This is a genomic window from Duganella sp. CT11-25, from assembly GCF_047302815.1.
In the GTDB taxonomy this organism is placed as follows: domain Bacteria; phylum Pseudomonadota; class Gammaproteobacteria; order Burkholderiales; family Burkholderiaceae_D; genus Rugamonas.
In genome coordinates this window covers 3,457,764-3,476,953 of record NZ_JBKBFD010000001.1, presented here as the reverse complement: position 1 = coordinate 3,476,953, position 19,190 = coordinate 3,457,764, and the positions used below count along the sequence as shown (strand labels likewise).

At 66.0% G+C, this 19,190-nt stretch carries 19 protein-coding genes; 14 read left to right on the top strand and 5 right to left on the bottom strand.

What is annotated here, in order from left to right; translation table 11 throughout:
- The first annotated feature begins 9 nt into the window (after positions 1-9).
- A complete protein-coding gene (locus tag ACEN9F_RS14950) occupies positions 10-351 on the top strand; it encodes a c-type cytochrome (protein ID WP_413420809.1) in 342 nt (113 codons plus the stop codon).
- A 106-nt stretch (positions 352-457) separates the two neighbouring features.
- Here ACEN9F_RS14950 and ACEN9F_RS14945 read toward each other — a convergent pair whose 3' ends face one another.
- Entirely contained in the window at positions 458-886 is a 429-nt protein-coding gene (locus ACEN9F_RS14945; protein WP_413420808.1) for a DUF1841 family protein, read from the bottom strand.
- A 76-nt stretch (positions 887-962) separates the two neighbouring features.
- Between ACEN9F_RS14945 and ACEN9F_RS14940 the strand changes: the two genes are divergently transcribed.
- On the top strand, positions 963-1,544 hold the full coding sequence (locus ACEN9F_RS14940; protein ID WP_413420807.1) for a malonic semialdehyde reductase: 582 nt from the start codon (positions 963-965) through the stop codon (positions 1,542-1,544).
- Between the two features lie 50 nt (positions 1,545-1,594).
- On the opposite strand, the gene ACEN9F_RS14935 is transcribed toward ACEN9F_RS14940, so the two are convergent.
- Positions 1,595-2,224, bottom strand: coding sequence for an RNA pyrophosphohydrolase (locus ACEN9F_RS14935; RefSeq protein WP_413420806.1), 630 nt, complete (start codon positions 2,222-2,224; stop codon positions 1,595-1,597).
- Positions 2,225-2,426: 202 nt separating this feature from the next.
- On the opposite strand from ACEN9F_RS14935, the gene ACEN9F_RS14930 reads away from it, so the two are divergent.
- Both ACEN9F_RS14930 and ACEN9F_RS14925 read left to right on the top strand, forming a co-directional pair.
- Positions 2,427-4,163, top strand: a complete 1,737-nt coding sequence (locus ACEN9F_RS14930; protein ID WP_413420805.1) for a proline--tRNA ligase — start codon at positions 2,427-2,429, stop codon at positions 4,161-4,163.
- Positions 4,164-4,270: 107 nt separating this feature from the next.
- Positions 4,271-4,834 (top strand): lytic transglycosylase domain-containing protein, encoded by a 564-nt coding sequence (locus tag ACEN9F_RS14925; protein WP_413420804.1) that lies wholly within the window; start codon positions 4,271-4,273, stop codon positions 4,832-4,834.
- 104 nt (positions 4,835-4,938) lie between these two features.
- Here the strand turns inward: ACEN9F_RS14925 and ACEN9F_RS14920 are convergent, their stop codons facing one another.
- Together ACEN9F_RS14920 and ffh are read right to left on the bottom strand one after the other, a co-directional pair.
- Positions 4,939-5,328, bottom strand: a complete 390-nt coding sequence (locus ACEN9F_RS14920) for an SWIB/MDM2 domain-containing protein (RefSeq protein WP_413420803.1) — start codon at positions 5,326-5,328, stop codon at positions 4,939-4,941.
- Positions 5,329-5,518: 190 nt separating this feature from the next.
- Complete coding sequence (gene ffh / locus ACEN9F_RS14915; RefSeq protein WP_413420802.1) at positions 5,519-6,886, bottom strand: signal recognition particle protein; 1,368 nt, start codon at positions 6,884-6,886, stop codon at positions 5,519-5,521.
- A 194-nt stretch (positions 6,887-7,080) separates the two neighbouring features.
- On the opposite strand from ffh, the gene ACEN9F_RS14910 reads away from it, so the two are divergent.
- Positions 7,081-8,127 carry a YjgN family protein gene (locus ACEN9F_RS14910; protein ID WP_413420801.1) on the top strand — a complete coding sequence of 349 codons (1,047 nt, stop codon included), beginning with the start codon at positions 7,081-7,083 and terminating at the stop codon, positions 8,125-8,127.
- Positions 8,127-9,137: a M48 family metallopeptidase gene (locus ACEN9F_RS14905; protein WP_413420800.1), complete on the top strand. Its 1,011-nt coding sequence runs from the start codon at positions 8,127-8,129 to the stop codon at positions 9,135-9,137. The genes ACEN9F_RS14910 and ACEN9F_RS14905 overlap by 1 nt, the downstream gene beginning before the upstream one ends.
- Here ACEN9F_RS14905 and ACEN9F_RS14900 read toward each other — a convergent pair.
- Positions 9,134-11,356, bottom strand: a complete 2,223-nt coding sequence (locus tag ACEN9F_RS14900; protein ID WP_413420799.1) for a hypothetical protein — start codon at positions 11,354-11,356, stop codon at positions 9,134-9,136. The two genes, ACEN9F_RS14905 and ACEN9F_RS14900, sit on opposite strands and share 4 nt — an antisense overlap.
- A 171-nt stretch (positions 11,357-11,527) precedes the next feature.
- Between ACEN9F_RS14900 and ACEN9F_RS14895 the strand changes: the two genes are divergently transcribed.
- Genes ACEN9F_RS14895 through ampD form a run of 8 tightly spaced genes read left to right on the top strand, consistent with a single transcriptional unit; the run spans position 11,528 to position 19,066 of the window.
- A complete protein-coding gene (locus tag ACEN9F_RS14895) occupies positions 11,528-12,496 on the top strand; it encodes an ABC transporter substrate-binding protein (RefSeq protein WP_413420798.1) in 969 nt (322 codons plus the stop codon).
- Positions 12,496-13,323, top strand: a complete 828-nt coding sequence (locus ACEN9F_RS14890; protein ID WP_413420797.1) for an ABC transporter permease — start codon at positions 12,496-12,498, stop codon at positions 13,321-13,323. Before ACEN9F_RS14895 ends, ACEN9F_RS14890 begins: the two co-directional genes overlap by 1 nt.
- On the top strand, positions 13,320-14,114 hold the full coding sequence (locus ACEN9F_RS14885) for an ABC transporter ATP-binding protein (protein ID WP_413420796.1): 795 nt from the start codon (positions 13,320-13,322) through the stop codon (positions 14,112-14,114). Before ACEN9F_RS14890 ends, ACEN9F_RS14885 begins: the two co-directional genes overlap by 4 nt.
- 21 nt (positions 14,115-14,135) lie before the next feature.
- Positions 14,136-14,939 carry an inner membrane protein YpjD gene (locus ACEN9F_RS14880; RefSeq protein ID WP_413420795.1) on the top strand — a complete coding sequence of 268 codons (804 nt, stop codon included), beginning with the start codon at positions 14,136-14,138 and terminating at the stop codon, positions 14,937-14,939.
- Positions 14,936-15,247 (top strand): PP0621 family protein, encoded by a 312-nt coding sequence (locus tag ACEN9F_RS14875; RefSeq protein WP_413420794.1) that lies wholly within the window; start codon positions 14,936-14,938, stop codon positions 15,245-15,247. Before ACEN9F_RS14880 ends, ACEN9F_RS14875 begins: the two co-directional genes overlap by 4 nt.
- Positions 15,248-15,258: 11 nt before the next feature.
- Complete coding sequence (locus ACEN9F_RS14870) at positions 15,259-16,956, top strand: sensor histidine kinase (RefSeq protein WP_413420793.1); 1,698 nt, start codon at positions 15,259-15,261, stop codon at positions 16,954-16,956.
- A complete protein-coding gene (locus tag ACEN9F_RS14865) occupies positions 16,956-18,452 on the top strand; it encodes a sigma-54-dependent transcriptional regulator (protein WP_413420792.1) in 1,497 nt (498 codons plus the stop codon). Before ACEN9F_RS14870 ends, ACEN9F_RS14865 begins: the two co-directional genes overlap by 1 nt.
- Positions 18,449-19,066: a 1,6-anhydro-N-acetylmuramyl-L-alanine amidase AmpD gene (gene ampD, locus ACEN9F_RS14860; protein ID WP_413420791.1), complete on the top strand. Its 618-nt coding sequence runs from the start codon at positions 18,449-18,451 to the stop codon at positions 19,064-19,066. The genes ACEN9F_RS14865 and ampD overlap by 4 nt, the downstream gene beginning before the upstream one ends.
- The last annotated feature ends 124 nt before the right edge of the window (positions 19,067-19,190 follow it).

Genomic DNA, 19,190 nt, shown 5'->3' with positions numbered 1-19,190 from the left:
ACTGGCCAAATGAAAAAACTGATCACTGCACTGTTCTGCTCCGCCGTTTCCTTCTCCGCCGTGGCTGGCGGCAACGTGGCGGCTGGCAAGGCGCTGTCCGACAAGTACAGCTGCTTCGCCTGCCATGGCAAGGACTACAACACGCCGATCGACCCGAGCTATCCGAAGCTGGCCGGCCAGCACCAGGATTACCTGGCGCACGCGCTGACCGCCTACAAGCGCGGCGACGGCGCCAACGGCCGCAACAACGCCATCATGACCGGCCAGGTCAAGCCGCTGAGCAACCAGGACATCAAGGACCTGGCGGCCTATTTCCACAGCCTGCCGGGCACGCTGGCCACGCACCGCTGATCGCTGCGCCGCAGCATATCCCGTCGGGGTCAGTGCCGACATTCGGACACGAGCTCAACTTTGAAATAGTTGAGCTCGTGTCCGAATGTCGGCACTGACCCCGATGTTATTTGAGGCGGCGCTTGACCGCTTCGATGTAGGCGTCGCCGTCCGGCGGCGTGCCGTTGCGCTGGGCGTTCCAGATCATCTCGCCCAGGCATTCCATGATGTCGTGCTGCGCCGCGTGGGCGTCGTCCAGCTTCAGGGTCAGCGCCGTGGCGGCGTCGCGGATGCCGCGCGGCTGGTCGATCGAGATCTGCTCGTCGATCGACAAGTGCATGGACAGGTGCAAAAACGGATTCGCCTGCGCGCCCTCGACCGAATAGTCGCGCGCCAGCGCCGCCTCGACGTCGGACAGCACGTCGTGGTACTCGGGATGGTGGCGTATCCAGTCGGACGCCATGGTTTCGAGCGGCGTCAGGATTTCGTTGGCCCGCTGTTTGCGGAAGGTCTCGCAAAAGAAACGGCGGACGTCGTCTGAAGAGGGATTAAACATGCCGATATTGTACCCGCTGGCGAAAATGTGTACGCTGCACTGCTCATGACCATTCAACAACCTTGACGGATACGCCATGCTGAACCAAGCCGCACTCGATACCCTGTTCTATCACGCCCATACCCACAACGGCTGGCTGGACCGCGAAGTGACCGACGCCCAGCTCGCGCAGCTGTACGATGTGCTGAAATGGGCGCCGACCGCCGCCAACGGTTCGCCGGCGCGGCTGGTGTTCGTGCGCTCGGCCGAGGCCAAGGCCAGGCTGTTGCCGGCGCTGTCGGCCGGCAACGCCGCCAAGACCATGGCGGCGCCGGTCACGGTGATCGTCGGCATGGACATGGCGTTCTACGAAAAGCTGCCGCAGCTGTCGCCGGCGGTCGATGCGCGCTCCTGGTTTGCCGGCAACGAGGAGGCGATCCGCTCGACCGCCTTCCGCAACTCCTCGCTGCAGGGCGGCTACCTGATCCTGGCGGCGCGCGCCATCGGCCTCGATTGCGGCCCGATGTCCGGCTTCGACAACGCCGCGGTGGACGCGGCTTTCTTTGCCGGCACGGCGGTCAAGTCCAACTTCCTCTGCAACCTGGGCTACGGCGACGTGTCCAAGGTGCGCCCGCGCGCGCCGCGCCTGGCCTTCGATGAGGCGTGCCGGATCGTCTAGGCGTAAAAAAAGCGGGACAGTCTGCGACTGTCCCGCTTTGGCGCCCCGGCCTAGCTGCCGGTCTTGACCGGCTCGGCCGGCGCCGCTGCCACCGGCGCCTCGGCCGGCGTGCCGCACGCCGAGCCCGGCGGTTCCGGATTCGGCCGCGGCGGATGCGGCTGGCGCAGATAGCGCGAGCCGTGTTGCCGGCGGTCGTGGCCGTTGGCCGGCCAGGTCAGGAAGCGCGACAGCTCCTGCAAGGCCCGCTGATACACTTCCCGCTTGAATTCAATCACGACATCCAGCGGCACCCAGTACTCATGCCAGCGCCAGGCGTCGAACTCGGGATGGTCGGTCAGGCGCAGGTTGACGTCGTTGTCGCGCGCGCACATGCGCAACAGGAACCAGATCTGCTTCTGGCCACGGTAGTGGCCGCGGATTTCCCGCTTGATGAAATGATCCGGCACCTCATAGCGCAGCCAGTCGCGGGTGCGGCCGACGATCTTGACGTGCTCGGCCCGCAGGCCGATTTCCTCTTCCAGCTCCCGATACATCGCCTGCTCAGGCGTTTCTCCATATTTGATGCCGCCTTGCGGAAACTGCCATGAGTGCTCGCGCACCCGCTTGCCCCACCACACCTCGTTCTGGGCGTTTAGCAGGATGATGCCGACGTTGGGCCGAAACCCTTCACGATCGAGCATATTGCACCTCAAACTTTCTGCGACTGAGCTCCCTGCTTATATTTTTGCCCACAAAAAGGCGCTCCGGCTGGGTTTTCGGGGTACGAAAACGGCCGGAGGCCTCTGATTTGAACGCATTTGTATAAAGTATGGACGCATCAGCCAGCTAATCCTTTAAAATTAGGTTGATTATAACTCTCTCTTTTTAAAAAGAATTCACCGTATGCGCGCCTCACGATTTTTTATTTCCACGCTTAAAGAAGCGCCTTCCGATGCCGAGATCGTCAGCCATCAATTGATGATGCGTGCCGGCATGATCAAACGCCTGGGTTCGGGCATCTACACCTACATGCCGATGGGCTTGAAAGTCATCCGCAAGGTCGAAGCGATCGTGCGCGAAGAGATGAACCAGGCCGCCGCCATAGAGCTGCTGATGCCGCTGATTCAGCCGGCCGAGCTGTGGCAGGAGACCGGCCGCTGGGACAAGATGGGCGCCGAGCTGCTGCGCATCAAGGACCGCCACGGCCGCGAGTTCGCCTTCCAGCCGACCGCCGAGGAAGTGATTACCGATGTTGTCCGTTCGGAAATTAAATCGTACCGTCAACTTCCGTTGAATTTTTACCACATTCAGACCAAATTCCGCGACGAACGCCGTCCGCGCTTCGGTTTGATGCGCGGCCGCGAGTTCACCATGAAGGATGCGTACTCGTTCGACCGCGACCTGGCCGGCATGCAGGCCTCGTACCAGATCATGTATGACGCCTACACCCGCATCTTCACCCGCTTCGGCCTGAAGTTCCGCGCGGTGGCGGCCGACAACGGCGCCATCGGCGGCACCGGTTCGCACGAATTCCACGTCATCGCCAGCACCGGCGAGGACGCCATCGTCTACTGCCCGAGCTCGGACTACGCCGCCAACATGGAAGCGGCCGAGGCGCTGCCGCTGGCCGCGAGCCGTCCGGCCGCCGCGCAGGCGCTGGCCAAGACCTCGACCCCGGACGCCACCAAGTGCGAAGCCGTGGCCGAGCTGCTGAAGATCGACCTGTCGCAGACCGTCAAGACCATCGCGCTGACGGTCGAAACCGAGAAGGACGGCAAAACAGCCAAACAGTATTTCATGCTGCTGCTGCGCGGGGACCATGAGCTGAACGAAGTCAAGGTCGGCAAGGTGGCTGGCCTGGGCGCGCACCGCTTCTCGACCGAAGCCGAGATCCTGGACGTGTACGGCTGCGTGCCCGGCTACCTGGGCCCGATCGGCACCAAGGCCCCGGTCACCGTGGTGGCCGACCGCACGGTCGCCAACATGGCGGACTTCGTCTGCGGCGCCAACGACGCCGGCTACCACTACACCGGCGCCAACTGGGGCCGCGACGTGGCCGAACCGGCGCTGGTCGCCGACCTGCGCAACGTGATCGCGGGCGACGCCTCGCCGGACGGCAAGGGCGTGCTGGCGATCGAGCGCGGCATCGAAGTCGGTCACGTGTTCCAGCTGGGCACCGCGTATTCGGAAGCGATGAAGGCCACCTTCCTCGACGAGAACGGCAAGCCGGCGCCGCTGCAGATGGGCTGCTACGGCATCGGCATCACCCGCATTCTGGGCGCCGCGATCGAGCAGAACTTCGACGACAAGGGCATCATCTGGCCAAGCTCGCTGGCGCCGTTCGAACTGGTGCTGTGCCCGATGGGCATGGACCGCAGCGAGGCGGTCAAGGAAGCCACCGAGCAGCTGTACGCCGAAGCGGTGGCGGCCGGCATCGACGTCATCCTCGACGACCGCGGCCTGCGTCCGGGCGGCATGTTCGCCGACTGGGAACTGATCGGCGTACCGCACCGCGTGGTGATCGGCGACCGCGGCCTGAAGGAAGGCAACCTGGAATACCAGGGCCGCCGCGACACCGAAGCGACCGCCGTGCCGGTGGCTGACATCGTCAGCTTCATCAAAGGCAAAATGGCGGCGTGATGATGAGCCGTCATTCCCGCGCAAGCGGGAAGCCATGCGGCGCTTCCGCGGACGGGGTCCATGGCTTCCCGCGTGCGCGGGAACGACGCCGGTGGTGGGGCGCCCTGTTGCTGGTGCTGGCCGTGCCGCTGGCGCTGGCCGGCAACCAGAAGGAAGAAGCGCTGGCCGATTCGGTGCGGCTGGCGCTGTCGAACGCCATCAAGGATGCGACGCCGCCGCAACCGACCTTCCGCAACGAGTCCGAACGCCTGCGCTACCAGGGCTGGCTGGCGCAGATGTCGTCGCGCCTCAAGCGCAAGCTGCCGGACGAGCAGACGCGCGGCGAGTTCCTCTCCACCGTCTGGTACGAAGCGCGCCGCGCCGGGCTCGATCCGGGCATGGTGCTGGGGCTGATCCAGGTGGAGTCGGCGTACCGCAAGTACGCGGTGTCGATCGTGGGCGCGCGCGGCTACATGCAGGTCATGCCGTTCTGGACCAACGTGATCGGCGACCGCAACCGCCGGGCGCTGTTCGACATGCAGACCAACCTGCGCTACGGCTGCGCCATCCTGCGCATGTACATCGACATGGAGGCGGGCAACCTCTACCTGGCCCTGGGCCGCTACAACGGCAGCCGCGGCAAGCCCGAATACCCGAACGCCGTACTCTCGGCCTGGAACAACTGGAAATAATCCCTTCGGTGTCCGCATGTCGGCACTGACACCGGCCATAAAAAAATGCCGTCGTCGCGTGAGCGAGGACGGCATCTCCGGCGCGGCTGTACTGGCCGCTGCGCTTATTTCAGGTGGTCGGAAATGAGCTTGGTCATTTCGAACATGGACACTTGGGCTTTGCCGCCGAATACAGCTTTCAGCTTGTCGTCGGCATTGATCATGCGGCGGTTGGCCGGATCTTGCAGGTCGAGCTTCTTGATGTAGTCCCAGACTTTCTTGGTCACTTCGGTGCGTGGCAGCGGTGCGGCGCCGACCACGGCGGCCAGCACGGTCGATGGCGTCATCGCTTTCATGAATGCGGCGTTCGGTTTGCGCGCTGCGGCCGGAGCGGCTGCTTTTTTCACTGCTGGTTTGGCTGCTGCTTTTGCTGGTGCTGCTTTTTTCGCGGCTGCAGGTTTCGCTGCCGCGGCCTTCTTAGCGGGTGCTGCTGGGGTTTTTTTGGCTGTTGCCATCTTCGAGCCTCCTTAACGAACACATGGAAAATTGCGCAATTGATCGCACCGGCTAATATTGGTGGTGATTTAAGCCTTATGCAAGTGTTTTTCGCGTTTTTTCCCGGAAACACCACGTAAACACGGGGTTTCCCGGGCTAGCGCACCTTCCAAGGGCGTAAACAGCGGCTTTTCGTGGCGTCTCCCCAGCTTAGCGCATGCCCGGCATCATGCCCTTCATCGAGCGCATCATCTTCATCATGCCGCCGCCGGACAGCTTCTTCATCATCGTCTGCATCTGCTCGAACTGGGTCAGCATGCGGTTCACTTCCTGCACCTGCACGCCGGCGCCGGCCGCGATGCGGCGCTTGCGGGTGGCCTTGATCAGCTCCGGCTTGGCGCGTTCCTGCGGCGTCATCGAGTCGATGATGCCGACCATGCGCCGCACCTGCTTGTCCGCCTGGTCCATGTTGGCGCCGCCGGCGGCCTGCTGGAACTGCGCCGGCAGCTTGTCGACCAGGCTGGCCATGCCGCCCATCTTCTTCATCTGGCCCAGCTGCGCCTTGAAGTCGTTCATGTCGAACTTGCCGCCCGATTTGACCTTGGCGGCCAGGTCGGCGGCGGCCTTGGTGTCGACGCCTTTGCGGGCTTCCTCGACCAGCGCCATGATGTCGCCCATGCCCAGCACGCGGCTGGCCATGCGGGCCGGGTCGAACGCTTCCAGCCCGTCCAGCTTTTCCGACACGCCGGCAAACTTGATCGGCTTGCCGGTGATGTGGCGCACCGACAGCGCCGCGCCGCCGCGCGCATCGCCGTCCAGCTTGGTCAGCACGATGCCGGTCAGCGGCAGCGCGTCGTTGAAGGCCTTGGCGGTGTTGATCGCGTCCTGGCCCAGCATGGCGTCGACCACGAACAGGGTTTCGATCGGCTTGACCGCCGCGTGGACGGCGGCGATTTCCTTCATCATCTCTTCGTCGATGCCGAGGCGACCGGCGGTGTCGATGATCAGCACGTCGTGGTAGTGCTTCTTGGCCCAGTCCAGCGCGGCCAGCGCGATGTCGACCGGCTTGTCCTGCGCGGTGGACGGGAAGAAGTCGGCGCCGACCTGGCCGGTCACCGATTGCAGCTGGGCGATCGCGGCCGGACGATACACGTCGGCCGAGACGGTCAGCACCTTCTTCTTCTTTTCTTCCTTCAGGTACTTGGCCAGCTTGCCGACGGTGGTGGTCTTGCCCACACCCTGCAGACCGGCCATCAGGATGATCGCCGGCGGCTGCTGGGCAAAGCTCAGCTGCGCCGCTTCCGGGCCGAGGTCGGCGCCCATCAGGGCGGCCAGCTCGCGCTGCACCACGCCGACCAGCGCCTGGCCCGGCGTCAGCGAGGAAATGACTTCCTCGCCCATGGCTTTTTCCTTGACCCGGGCGATGAATTCGCGCACGGCCGGCAGCGCGACGTCGGCCTCGAGCAGCGCCAGGCGCACTTCGCGCAGCATCTCGGCGGTGTTGGCTTCGGTCAGGCGGGCCTCGCCGCGCATGGTTTTAACGACCTTGGCAAGGCGTTGGGTAAGATTATCTAGCATGATGAACAGTCTGTAGGTAGGGGCGCCCGGCGCGGAGCCGGACAGTGGCCGCCATTTTACCCCATCGCGACCGCGGCACAGCCCCGGCGGCGCCGGAATCGGCCACTTGCCAAAAAAGTATAATTTCTCGTTGACAATACTGCAAGGAATAGGCATCGTCGAAGCTTCGCCTATCGAATGTCTGGAGAGAGTATATGGAGCAGTTTCTGGAACCAACGCCGGCCGCCGCGCAGGCCGAGCCGGCCGGACCGCAGCGCATCAAGTTCCACGCCAGCGGCAGCGAGTACTTCCGCATCTGGATCGTCAACCTGCTGCTGACCATCGCCACGCTGGGGATCTACTCGGCCTGGGCCAAGGTGCGGCGCAACCAATATATGTATTCCTGCACCGAGCTGGCCGGCGCCAGCTTTGAATACCACGGCAAGCCGATCCCGATCCTGAAGGGGCGCATCATCGCGCTGGTGCTGTTCGGCGGCTACAACCTGGCGTTCAAGTTCTCGCTGATCGCCGGCCTGGTCATGGTGGCGGTGCTGGCGGTGGTGATGCCGCTGCTGGTCTGGAACAGCCTGAAGTTCCGCCTGTTCTACACCAGCTATCGCGGCATCCGCTTCGGCTTCGACGGATCGGTGAAGGGGGCCTATGTCCATTTCCTGCTGCTGCCCATCCTGTACGTGTTCAGCCTGGTGCTGGCCTTGCCCTTTGTGCACCAGCGCATCAAGCGCTTCCAGCATACCGAGAGCCGCTACGGCACGCAGCATTTCTCGTTCGACGCCACCGTCGGCAGCTTCTACAAGCGCTACGGCATCCTGGTGGGGCTGGCCATCCTCGGCGGCGTGCTGACCGCCATCCTCGGCGCGGTGCTGACGTCGGCGATCGGCCGCTCCGGCGTGCTGGTGGCGATCGTCATCGGCTATGTGTGGATGCTGATGCTGGTCCCGGTGTTCATGAACATGATCCAGAACCTGATCTGGAACCACACCGGCCTGGGTCCGCACCGCTTCGCCTCGGACATGCAATGGAAGTCGGTGGCGTGGATCTCGCTGACCAATGTGCTGGCCATCGCTTGCACGCTGGGCCTGTTCACGCCGTTCGCCGTGGTGCGCTGGCAGCGCTATCACCTGGAGTCGATCTCGCTGCTGCCGGACGGCAGCCTGGACGACTTCGCGGCCGGCGCCGACGACGCCGTCTCCGCCACCGGCGTGGGCGCGACCGACATGATGGACTTCGACCTGTCGATCTGATGAGCGATACCGTCGAAGCCAGCTATTTTGACGGCCGCAGCTCGCGCCTGTACCGCGTGACGCTGCGGGTCGAGAACGGCGTGGCGCAGGTGCGCGGCGAGGCCGAGCGCGATAGCGCGCTGGGCGAACTGCGGGTGTCAGAACGCAGCCGCCACGCGCTGCGCAAGGTGACCTTCCCGGACGGCGCCTACCTGGAAATCCGCGACCTGGCCGGCATCGAGGCGATGCTGCACCGCACCGGACACAGCGACAGCTGGGTGGTCCGCATCCAGCAAAGCTGGCGCGGCGCGCTGGCGGCGGCCGTCGCCACCGTCGCGGTGCTGGGCCTGGGCTATGTCTACCTGCTGCCGGTCGCGGCGGACCGGCTGGCGCGCGCCATGCCGCCGAGCATGGAGCGCAAGCTGGGGCAGGGCGTGCTGGAGGTGCTCGACCAGCACATGTTCAAGCCGTCGCGTTTTTCGGACCAGCGCATGGAGGAACTGGAACGGCGCTTCAAGCAGCTGGCGCCGCCGCAGCAGGACGGCGCGCCGGCATGGCGGCTGGCCTTCCGCCAGAGCCGCTACGGCCCGAACGCTTTCGCGCTGCCGTCCGGCGACATCGTGCTGACCGATGAAATGGTGCGCCTGCTGAAGGACGACGACGCCGTGATGGGCGTGCTGGCGCATGAGCTGGGCCATGTGCACCAGCACCACATCACGCGCCGCATCATCCAGGGTTCGGTGGTGACGGCCGGCGCGGCGCTGCTGTTCGGCGACATTTCGTCATTGCTGACGACGGCGCCGGCCGCGCTGCTGGACATGAAGTATTCGCGCGACGCCGAACGCGACGCCGACGATTACGCGATCGCCTTGATGAAGCGTAACGGCATTCCGCTGGAACATCTGGTGCTGGTGTTCGAACGCTTGGACAAGCTGGAGCAGGAGCATGGCGGCCAGGCGGCGGCCTACCTGTCCAGCCATCCGGCCGGCGCGGAACGCATCGCGCGCGTGCGCGCCGCCATGGCCAATTAGTGCGGCACCACCAGGCGCAGCACGGCTGAACCGGAAATCACGGCGAAGCTGCCCGGGCCGGTAGGCACGACGCTGGCCGGCGTATCCAGCCCGCCCGGCAGCGCCCCCAGGCGGGTGCCGCGCAGGTTGGGCACGCCCGCCGCCACGGTCTTGCTGCCGTCGCCGGCGACGCGGTACACCACCGAAGCGTCGCGGTCGGCCGTGTAGGCATAGCCGTCGGGCGCCTTGCCCAAGTCGGCGGGCAGGGCGCTGATCGTGCTGACCTCGCCCTTGGGCGTGACCTTGCGGTAGCTGGTCTTGGTCGGCGTGACGCTGGCGTTGATGTCGGTCACATACAGGTTGCCGGCCGCGTCGATGCCGTTCAGCGCCGGGCGGGTAAAGGCGGCGGCCGCGCCGCTGCCGTCGACCGGGCCGGGCGGCGTGCCGTTGGCGCCGCCGCCGGCCAGCGTGCTGACGACACCCTGCGGCGTAACTTTGTAGACCTCGCCGCCCGCCGGTATGCCGGTCAGCGTGCCCAGCGGCCAGCGCGCCGAGATATATACATTGCCTTCACCATCGGCGGCGATGCCGGTCGCCACCAGCGCGCTGCTGACCGGGATACTGCCGACGTCACCGCCGAGGCTGATTTTGCGTAAATAGATACCGCTGGGCTCTATCTGATAGCCGTAACCCGCACCGCGCGGGCGTTCCAGCACAAACACGTTGCCGCCCAGGTCGGCGGCCAGCAGGGCCGGGGTGTTGAAGCGCGCCGCCGCGCCCTGGCCATCCTGGTCCTTGCCGCTGTCGCCTTCCAATCCCGCCAGCAGGGTGGCGCCGCTGGCGTTCTGCTGCGCCTGCAGCTGGCCTTTGCTGGCCAATACGATGGTGCCGCTGCTGCTCACGCTGATCAGGCCGTTGCTGGTCTCGGTACCGGCCGGCGCCAGCACGCCGTAGTTGACCGGATCGGCGCCGCTGTAGGGCGTGGTGACCACGCCGGCCGGCGTCACCTGGCGGATCAGGTAACCGCTGCGGCCGCCGCTGCTGTCGCGGTCCAGCACTAGGATATTGCCGCCGGGGCTGATCGACAGCGACAGCGGATTGCCGAAGCGCGCCGCGTTGCCGCTGCCATCGATGGCCATGTTGGCGCCATCGGAGGCCGGGAGGCCGGCCACGGTGCTGAGCACGCCGGCCGGCGTCAGCTTGCGGATGGCGTGGCCGTCAAGGATGTAGAGATTCCCCGCGCTGTCGGCCACGGCGTCGTTGATGTAGCTGAAGCGCGCGGCGTCGCCGCTGCCGTCCACGCTGCCGCTGCCGCCTGCCTCGCTGCCGGCCAGGCGCGCCAGCGCACCGTTGCCGACGGTGTAGGCGCTCAGCCAGCTCAGTACCGTGACGCGGCCGCCACCATCCACCACCACCTTGGCGCTGGCGCTGAAATTAAGCGCCGGCGCCAAGGTGGCGATGGTGCTCAGCTTGCCGTCGCGGGTCAGGCGGCGCAGATAGCTGGCGGCGCCGTCATTGTCGATCAAGTAGATGCTCTGGTCGGGCGCGACCGCCACCGACGCCACCTTGCCCAGCCTGGCTTGCGCGCCGCCGCCATCGGCATGGCCGAAGGCCGGACTGGCCAGGGTGCCGACCATGCCGGCGGCGCTGACCTGGCGGATGGCGGTCGGATACAGCAGCGCGGCGTCGCCGCCGGTGTTGTCGCCGAGGTCGGCCACGATGAAGCCGCCGCCGCCGTCGGGTGCGATGGCGGCGATCTGGTTGAAGCGCGCATTGCTGCCGCTGCCGTCGATGATGGCGTGGCCGCCCAGCGAGCCGGCCAGCAAACTGAGGCCGGGCGCGCCGGGATCGGGATACAGCGCCAGGCGCATGCCCTGGCTGACGCCGGACGAGGTGGCGGTGATGGTCACCGGCGTGATGGCGCTGACGCGCGCGGCCGGCGGCGTATAGCTGACGCTGCCGCCGCTGGCGGCCGACAGTGTGCCGGGGTTGCCGCTGCCCAGGCTCCAGCTGACGTCGGCCGCCTGGCCCAGCGCAGCGTTCAGGGTCACCGGCGCGGTGCCCAGCATGGTGCTGCCGGACAGGCCCAGGGTGACCGTCTGCGCCGGCGGCGGCGGTGTGACTGGCGGCGTGGCCGTGCCGCCACCCCCGCCGCAGGCGGCCAGCGCGGCGGCAATCAGGGCGGCAAGCACGGTGGCGGAAGAGGAGGTTGGCAGCGAACGGCGGACGGATATGGACATGGGCGTTTTCTTGCGGAAAAGGTTATATTTGCGATTTAACAATCGCATGGTACAACAATGAGGAAAAATGTGATCACGGCAGCAGTTCGCGTGTTTGCGTCACATAAGTAGCGATAGGCAAGCATGAACGGGCTTGGTATGATTTATAAACACACATAACAGGAGAGACGGATGAAACTGAAAGCGATCTGCGCCGCATTGTTGATGACCGCCGCGTTCAGCACGGCCCAGGCCCAGGAAGTGGTCCGGCTGGGCAACCTGAAGTTCGCCCACTACGGCGCCGTCTCGTACATCAAGGAGATCGCTCCCAAGTGCGGCATCAAGGTCGATGAGCACGTCTTTCCCAAGGGCCTGGATGTGATGCAGGCCATCATCGCCGGCGAGCTCGATGTCGGCACCACCGCGTCCGAGGCGGCGATCTCCGGCCGCGCCGGCGGCGCGCCGATCTACGTCGTGGCCGGCTTCGCCAAGGGCGGCGCCCAGCTGGTCAGCCGCGCCGACCTCAAGCTGAAGACCGTCAAGGATTTGAAGGGCAAGAAAGTCGGCGTCACCCGCGGCGGCATCCAGGAAGTGCTGCTGCTGGCCGAGCTGCAGCAGGCCGGCCTGAGCGTCGCCGACCAGCCGGGCAAGGACGTGCAGTTGGTGTTCCTGGCCTACGCCGATCTGAACCAGGCGCTGCTGGGCAAGCAGATCGACGCCATGATGCAGTCCGAGCCGCAGTCCTCGCAGGCGATCAACAAGGGCTTCGGCAGCGAGATGATCAAGCCCTACGACACCCCGATCGGCGAGCCGATCCGCACCATGGTGATGACCGAGAAGTTCTACAAGGAGAAGCGGCCGCTGGCCGAGAAGTTCATGAGCTGCTTCGTGCAGGCGACCAAGCTGTTCATCGAGAACAAGGCGGTGGCCGAGAAATATGTGCGCGAGGTGGTGTTCAAGGGCCAGATCACCAAGGATGACTTCGACGACGCCATCGGCAACTCGCCGTACAGCTACGACATCACGCCCGAGCACATCCAGACCACCACCGACGTCATGGTCAAGACCGGCGTCGGCCGCATGAGCAAGCCGCCGGTGGCCAAGGACTGGGTCAAGACCGATCTGCTGGACGCGGCCAAGAAAAGCCTGGGCGTCAAATAATGGCAACCGCCTCTTCATGGCGCCAGGGCGCCGTCGGCCTGGTGGTGCCGGCCGTCATCATCGCGCTGTGGCAGGCGTCGGCGATGCTGGGCTGGGTCAACCCGCAGGTGCTGCCGTCGCCGGTGGCGGTGGTGGAGAAGTGGGTGGCCTACCTGCTGCCGCTGCAGCCGCATGACCCGGCCGCCGGCAGCTGGCTGGCGTGGGCCTTCTCCGGCGAGCTGATCACCGATTCGATCGGCAGCCTGTACCGCGTGGTGGTGGGCTTCCTGATCGGCGCCGGGCTGGCGCTGCCGCTGGGACTGGCGATGGGGGCCAGCCAGCGCGTCTACGACTGGTTCAACGTGCTGGTGCAGATGGTGCGGCCGATCCCGCCGATCGCCTACATTCCGCTGTCGATGCTGTGGTTCGGCCTGGGCAACCCGCCGGCCATCTTCCTGATCGTGCTGGGCGCCTTCTTCCCGGTGCTGATGAACACCATCGCCGGCGTGCGCCAGGTCGACGGCATCTATCTGCGCGCGGCGCGCAACCTGGGCGCCACCGGCAGCACCATGTTCCTGCGCGTGATCCTGCCGGCCGCCGTGCCTTATATCTTGTCGGGCGTGCGGATCGGCATCGGCACCGCCTTCATCGTGGTGATCGTGGCCGAGATGGTGGCGGTCAACAACGGCCTGGGCTTCCGCATCCTGGAGGCGCGCGAGTACTTCTGGTCGGACAAGATCATCGCCGGCATGATCAGCATCGGCCTGATCGGCCTGGCGATCGACGTCGGCATGAACAAGCTGAACAACCACTTGCTGCGCTGGCACCGCGGGCTGGAAAACCAATGAGCGCTCATATCGTCGTATCCAACGTCAGCAAGGTGTTCAAGACCGCCGAGCGCGACGTCGTCGCCCTGCAGGACATCAACCTGGAGATCCCGCAGGGCCAGTTCGTCTGCCTGCTGGGGCCTTCCGGCTGCGGCAAGTCGACCTTGCTGAACGCGGTGGCCGGCTTCGCGCCGCCATCGGCGGGCAGCATCACCGCCGACGGCCAGCTGGTCACGGCGCCGGGCCCGGAGCGCGGCATGGTGTTCCAGGAATACGCGCTGTTCCCGTGGATGACGGTGGCCGACAACGTCGCCTTCGGCCTCGAGATCAAGGGCATGGCCAAGGGCGGGATCGACGCCATCGTCGACCAGCTGCTGAAGATGCTGTCGCTGCAGGACTTCCGCAACCGCTACCCGAAGGACCTGTCCGGCGGCATGCGCCAGCGGGTCGCCATCGCCCGCGTGCTGGCGCTCGATTCGCCCATCATGCTGATGGACGAGCCGTTCGGCGCGCTCGACGCGCTCACCCGCCGCAACCTGCAGGACGAATTGCTGCGCATCTGGGCCGAGCTGAAAAAGACCATCATCTTCGTCACCCACAGCATCGAGGAGGCGATCTACCTGGCCGACCGCATCGTCGTCATGACCTACCGCCCCGGCACTGTCAAGCGCGACATCATGGTCGACCTGCCGCGCCTGCGCGATCCGGCCGCCGCCGAGTTCAATGCGCTCAAGCGCGAACTGGGCCAGCTGGTGATGGAGGAGCAGCAGCGCCACCATAACGACGAACTGCGCATGGCAGCCGTGGATTGAGCGATGGTGTAAACTGAAGGAATGCAGACCTATTTATTCATCGCAGCCATCGCGCTGTACATCCTGTGCGCGGCCTTGCCCGCGCGCCGCGGCGGCCTGATTTCCGTCGTGACGCTGGCCGCCTGGCTGCTGCACGGCGCCGGCCTGTGGTCGGAAGTGGCGGCCGCCGGCTCGCTGCGGCTCGGCTTTGCCTCCATGCTGTCGTCGGCGCTGTGGGTGTCGGTGGCGGCCTACTGGGTCGAAAACCGCAACTTCAGCCTGGACGGCCTGCGCCGCCTGGTCATGCCCAGCGCCGCCGTCGCCACCGCGCTGCAGGCCATCTTCCCCGGCAACCTGATACCGCTGGGCGACAAGTCGCCGCTGTTCGGCTGGCATATCGCCATCGCCACCATGGCCTACAGCACGCTGACCATCGCCGCCTTCCACGCCGTGCTGATGGCCTTGCAGGAGTCGCGCCTGCACGCCGGCACCGACCGCAAGTCCTTCCTGTCCGGCGCGCTGGACCAGCTGCCGGCGCTGCTGACCATGGAGAAGCTGCTGTTCCGCATGATAGGCTTCGGCTTTGCCTTACTGAGCCTGACCGTGTTGTCGGGCATCGTGTTTTCGGAGCAGCTGTTCGGCCAGGCGCTCAAGTGGGACCATAAATCGGTCTTCACGCTGCTGTCGTGGGTGCTGTTCGCCGCGCTGCTGGCGGGCCGCCGCTTCCGCGGCTGGCGCGGCAAGACCGCGCTGAGCTTCACCTTGGCCGGATTCGCGACCTTGCTGCTGGCGTATGTCGGCAGCCGTTTTGTGTTTGAAGTCGTTTTGCATAAGGGTTGGGCATGAGCCGTATTATCTTTTGGCTGGGATTGATCTTCCTGGTGATCTTCGCCATCCGCAGCAAGATCCGCGCGGCGCAGAAGCGCCATCAGCAGCAGTTCCGCCAGCCGCAGCAACCGCCGCCGGTCCAGCCCGGGCAGCAGGGTGGTTCGCCGTTCTCGTATAAGGCGCGCGCCGCCGAAAAGGCGGCCAACGACGCCGAAGTCATGCTGCAATGCGCCCATTGCGGCGTCTATTATCCCGCCTCGGAAACGGTGCAGGCCAACGGCCGTGACTTCTGCAGCACGGCCCACGCCGCGTTGCCGGCCGCTTAAGGCCATCGGGGGTGTTCGCGCGCCTGCAAGCCCTGACGGCTGAATCGCGCGCCACCTTCTGGCGTTCGCTGCAAACGCTCAACGCCACCCGCGTGGTCATCGCGCTGGTGCTGCTGGTCTATCTGAGTTTCGACAACCGCGGCCTGCGCGCCTCCGGCCAGTACCTCTACCTGCAGATCTGCCTGATCTACCTCGGGCTGTCGATCGCCTTCGCGCTGTCGGCGGCCTATCTGCAGCGCCGCTTCCTGCTGCAGCTGCTGTCGCAGATCGCCTGCGACCTGGCCATCATCTCGCTGCTGTACCTGGCCGGCGGCGGCGCGCGCAGCGGCCTGGCCATCCTCTACCTGTTCCCGCTGGCCGGCCTGGCGATCCTGGCGCCGCTGCTGCTGGCGCTGTTCTGCACCTCGCTGGTGACGCTGTTCATGCTGGGCGAAAGCACCTGGCAGGTGTTCATGATGGAGGGCGACCGCGGCGTGCTGCAGTCCGGCCTGTACGGCGCGGCCTTCTTTGCCGCCGTGCTGGTGGTCAACCGCATGGCCGCCAAATTGATCGGCCAGGAGGAGCTGGCCAACCGGCGCGGGGTCGAGATCAATGTGCAGCAAGCCGTCAACAAGCTGGTGATGGCCAATATCGGCGACGGCATTTTGGTGGTCGATCCGGACGGCCAGGTCTTCGCCGGCAATCCGGCCGCGCAGCAGATGCTCGGGTTGCTGGGGCCGGAACTGAAGTTCAAGCTGTCGGCCGCCGCCGCGCTGGCGCCGCTGGCGCAGGCCTACCACGAATGGCGCGCCGACCCGGCGCGCAGCACCGCCTTCGTCACCATCAAGCCGTTCACCGACGCCGCGCTGGAGGGCGTGACCGCCGCCTGGAGCGCGCGCCGCGACCTGGCCGCGCATCTGAAGGTGCGCTTCGCGGCGGTCGACACCAGCGGCCCGGCCGCCGAGCGCAGCGTGATCTTCCTGCAGGACGTGACCGGCATCGAGAACCAGGCGCAGCAGCTCAAGCTGGCGTCGATGGGGCGGCTGACCGCCAGCATCGCGCACGAGGTGCGCAATCCGCTGTCGGCCATCGGCCACGCCACCGCGCTGCTGGGCGAAGACCTGGACAGCGCGGTCCACCTGCGGCTGCTCAAGATCGTCGGCGACAACGTGGCGCGGGTCAACCGCATGGTCGAGGATATCCTGCAGCTGTCGCGCAAGGTGCAGCCGCACAGCGAGCCGCTGGCGCTGGACGTCTTCCTGGCCGAGCTGAGGGCGGAATTCATCGAGACCCACAGCCTGCCGCCGGACCTGGTCGGGGTCTCGGTGGCCGGCGGCACGCGGGTGCGCTTCGATGCGCTGCACCTGCGCGAGGTGGTGCTCAACCTGCTCAACAACGCGGTGCGCTACGCCAGCGGCGGGCCCGGCTCGATCCGCCTGGACCTGGTGCGCGACAAGGCGCAGCGGCTGGAGCTGCACGTGCAGGACGACGGCCCCGGCATCTCGCCGGAAGTGCGGGCCCATTTATTTGAACCGTTTTACACCACCTCCAGCAAGGGCACCGGACTGGGGCTGTATCTGGCGCGCGAATTGTGTTTGAATAACGAGGCGCGGCTGGATTATGAATATCGTTTCGACAACCTGGACAGCGCCGACGGCAACCCGGTGTCGAGCGGGCGCTTTGTGATTACCTTCGCCTATCCGGCGCAAAAGCAAGTAAAGGCTGTTTGATGAATGCAAAAGGTTCCCAACGCGCGCCTCGCGTGCTGGTGGTCGACGATGAAGCCGACCTGCGCGAACTGCTGGAACTGACCCTGCTGAAAATGGGGCTGGACGTCGACAGCGCGGAAACGCTGAGGCAGGCGCGCGTCCTGCTGGCCGAAGCCGAGTACCAGCTGGTGCTGACCGACATGCGCCTGCCAGACGGCCTGGGGCTGGAGCTGGTGCGCGAAGTCTGCGCCGCCTATAAGAACACGCCGATCGCGGTGGTGACGGCCTTCGGCAGCGCCGACAACGCCGTGGTCGCGCTCAAGGCCGGCGCCTTCGACTACATTTCCAAGCCGGTGGCGCTGGACCAATTGCGCCTGATGGTGCAGTCGGCGCTGCGCCTGAACGCCGAGCCGGCGCCCGGCCTGGCGGCCAGCGCCGAACCGGCCGCCAGCCGTTTGAAGGGCGACTCCGCCGTGATCCAGGCGCTGCGCGCGCAGATCGCGCGGCTGGCGCGCTCGATGGCGCCGATCGCCATCAACGGCGAATCGGGCAGCGGCAAGGAGCTGGCGGCGCGCGAGATCCACGCGCAAAGCTCGCGCGCCGGCAAGCCCTTCATCGCGGTCAACTGCGGCGCGATTCCGGAGGCGCTGATGGAGGCCGAGTTCTTCGGCTACCGCAAGGGCGCGTTCACCGGCGCGGCCGACGAGCGCGACGGCTTCTTCCAGGCGGCCAACGGCGGCACCCTGATGCTGGACGAGGTGGCCGACCTGCCGCTGGCGATGCAGGTCAAGCTGCTGCGCGCGATCCAGGAGCGGCGCGTGCGCAAGATCGGCGCCACCGCCGAGGAGCCGGTCGATGTGCGTATTATTAGCGCGACCCATAAAAACCTGGAGCACTGCGTGGAGCAGGGCAGCTTCCGCCAGGACTTGTTCTACCGCTTGAACGTCATCGAACTGAGCCTGCCGCCGCTGCGCGAGCGGCTCGACGACCTCGGCGAGCTGACCGGCGCGATTCTTGAGCGGCTCGGCACCTTCGAGCACAAGGTGGTCCTGGGGCCGGGCGTGCTGGAGACGCTGCGCGGCTATTCCTTCCCCGGCAATGTGCGCGAGCTGGAAAATATCCTGGAGCGGGCGCTGGCCTTCGCCGACGACGGCGTGATCGAAGTCGGCGACCTGGCGCTGAAGGGCGCGCGCATGGTGGAGGCGGTGGTGCCGTTGCCGGTTCCGGCCACGCCGCTACCGCATCTGGCCGCGACCGAAGCGGAGATGTTCGGGCTGGCGCCGGCCGTGGCGCCAACCGCCGCGCCATCGGCCGCCGGCCAGCCGCCGCTGCCGCACCTCGACGCGCTGCCGAGCAGCCTGCCCGACTACCTGAACCAGATCGAGCGCGACATCATCCTGCGCGCGCTGGCGCAGACCCAGTTCAACCGCACCCAGGCCGCCCAGCTGCTGGGCATCAGCTTCCGCCAGCTGCGCTACCAGATGCAGAAGCTGAACATCCAGGAGCCCGAGGCATGAGCGGGGCCGCCGCGCTGACGGCCGACGGCTGGTGGCCGGCCGCGCAGCGCTACGACAGCCCGCACCGCGATCCGCGCCCCTGCGCGGGCTCGGGCCTGGCCGACATCACGCTGCTGGTGATACACAACATCTCCCTGCCGGGCGGCCGTTTCGGCGGCCCGCACGTGTCCGACCTGTTCACCGGCCGGATCGACTATAATGCTGACCCCTCGTTCGCCGGGCTGCGCGGGCTGAAGGTGTCCAGCCACTTCTTCATCCGCCGCGACGGCCGGGTGATCCAGTACGTTTCAGCCGACGACAGGGCCTGGCACGCCGGCCGCTCCAGCTTTTGCGGACGGGAAAAATGCAACGATTATTCGATCGGCGTCGAGCTCGAAGGCACGGACGACACGCCGTTCGCCGCGGCGCAGTACGCGGCGCTGACCGCGCTGACGCTGGCGTTGCAAACGCGCTATCCGCTGGCCGCCGTGCAGGGCCACGAGCACATCGCGCCGGGCCGCAAGACCGATCCGGGGCCCTTGTTCGATTGGGAATATTATCAAAAACTGCTTAAGAAAGAGGCAATGTTAGTAGGTGCTAGCGCTGAACTTGGCTTCCCTATTGGGCTTCTTTAATGTCAAGAGCAAAATTGCTGGAAACATCAAAATTTCTCACTTGCCGTGCTACGGTGTGACCACTACAATCAGTGGATAGGTTCTGGTCAATCACTAGATATAGTGGTTCTCAAGACATTGAATC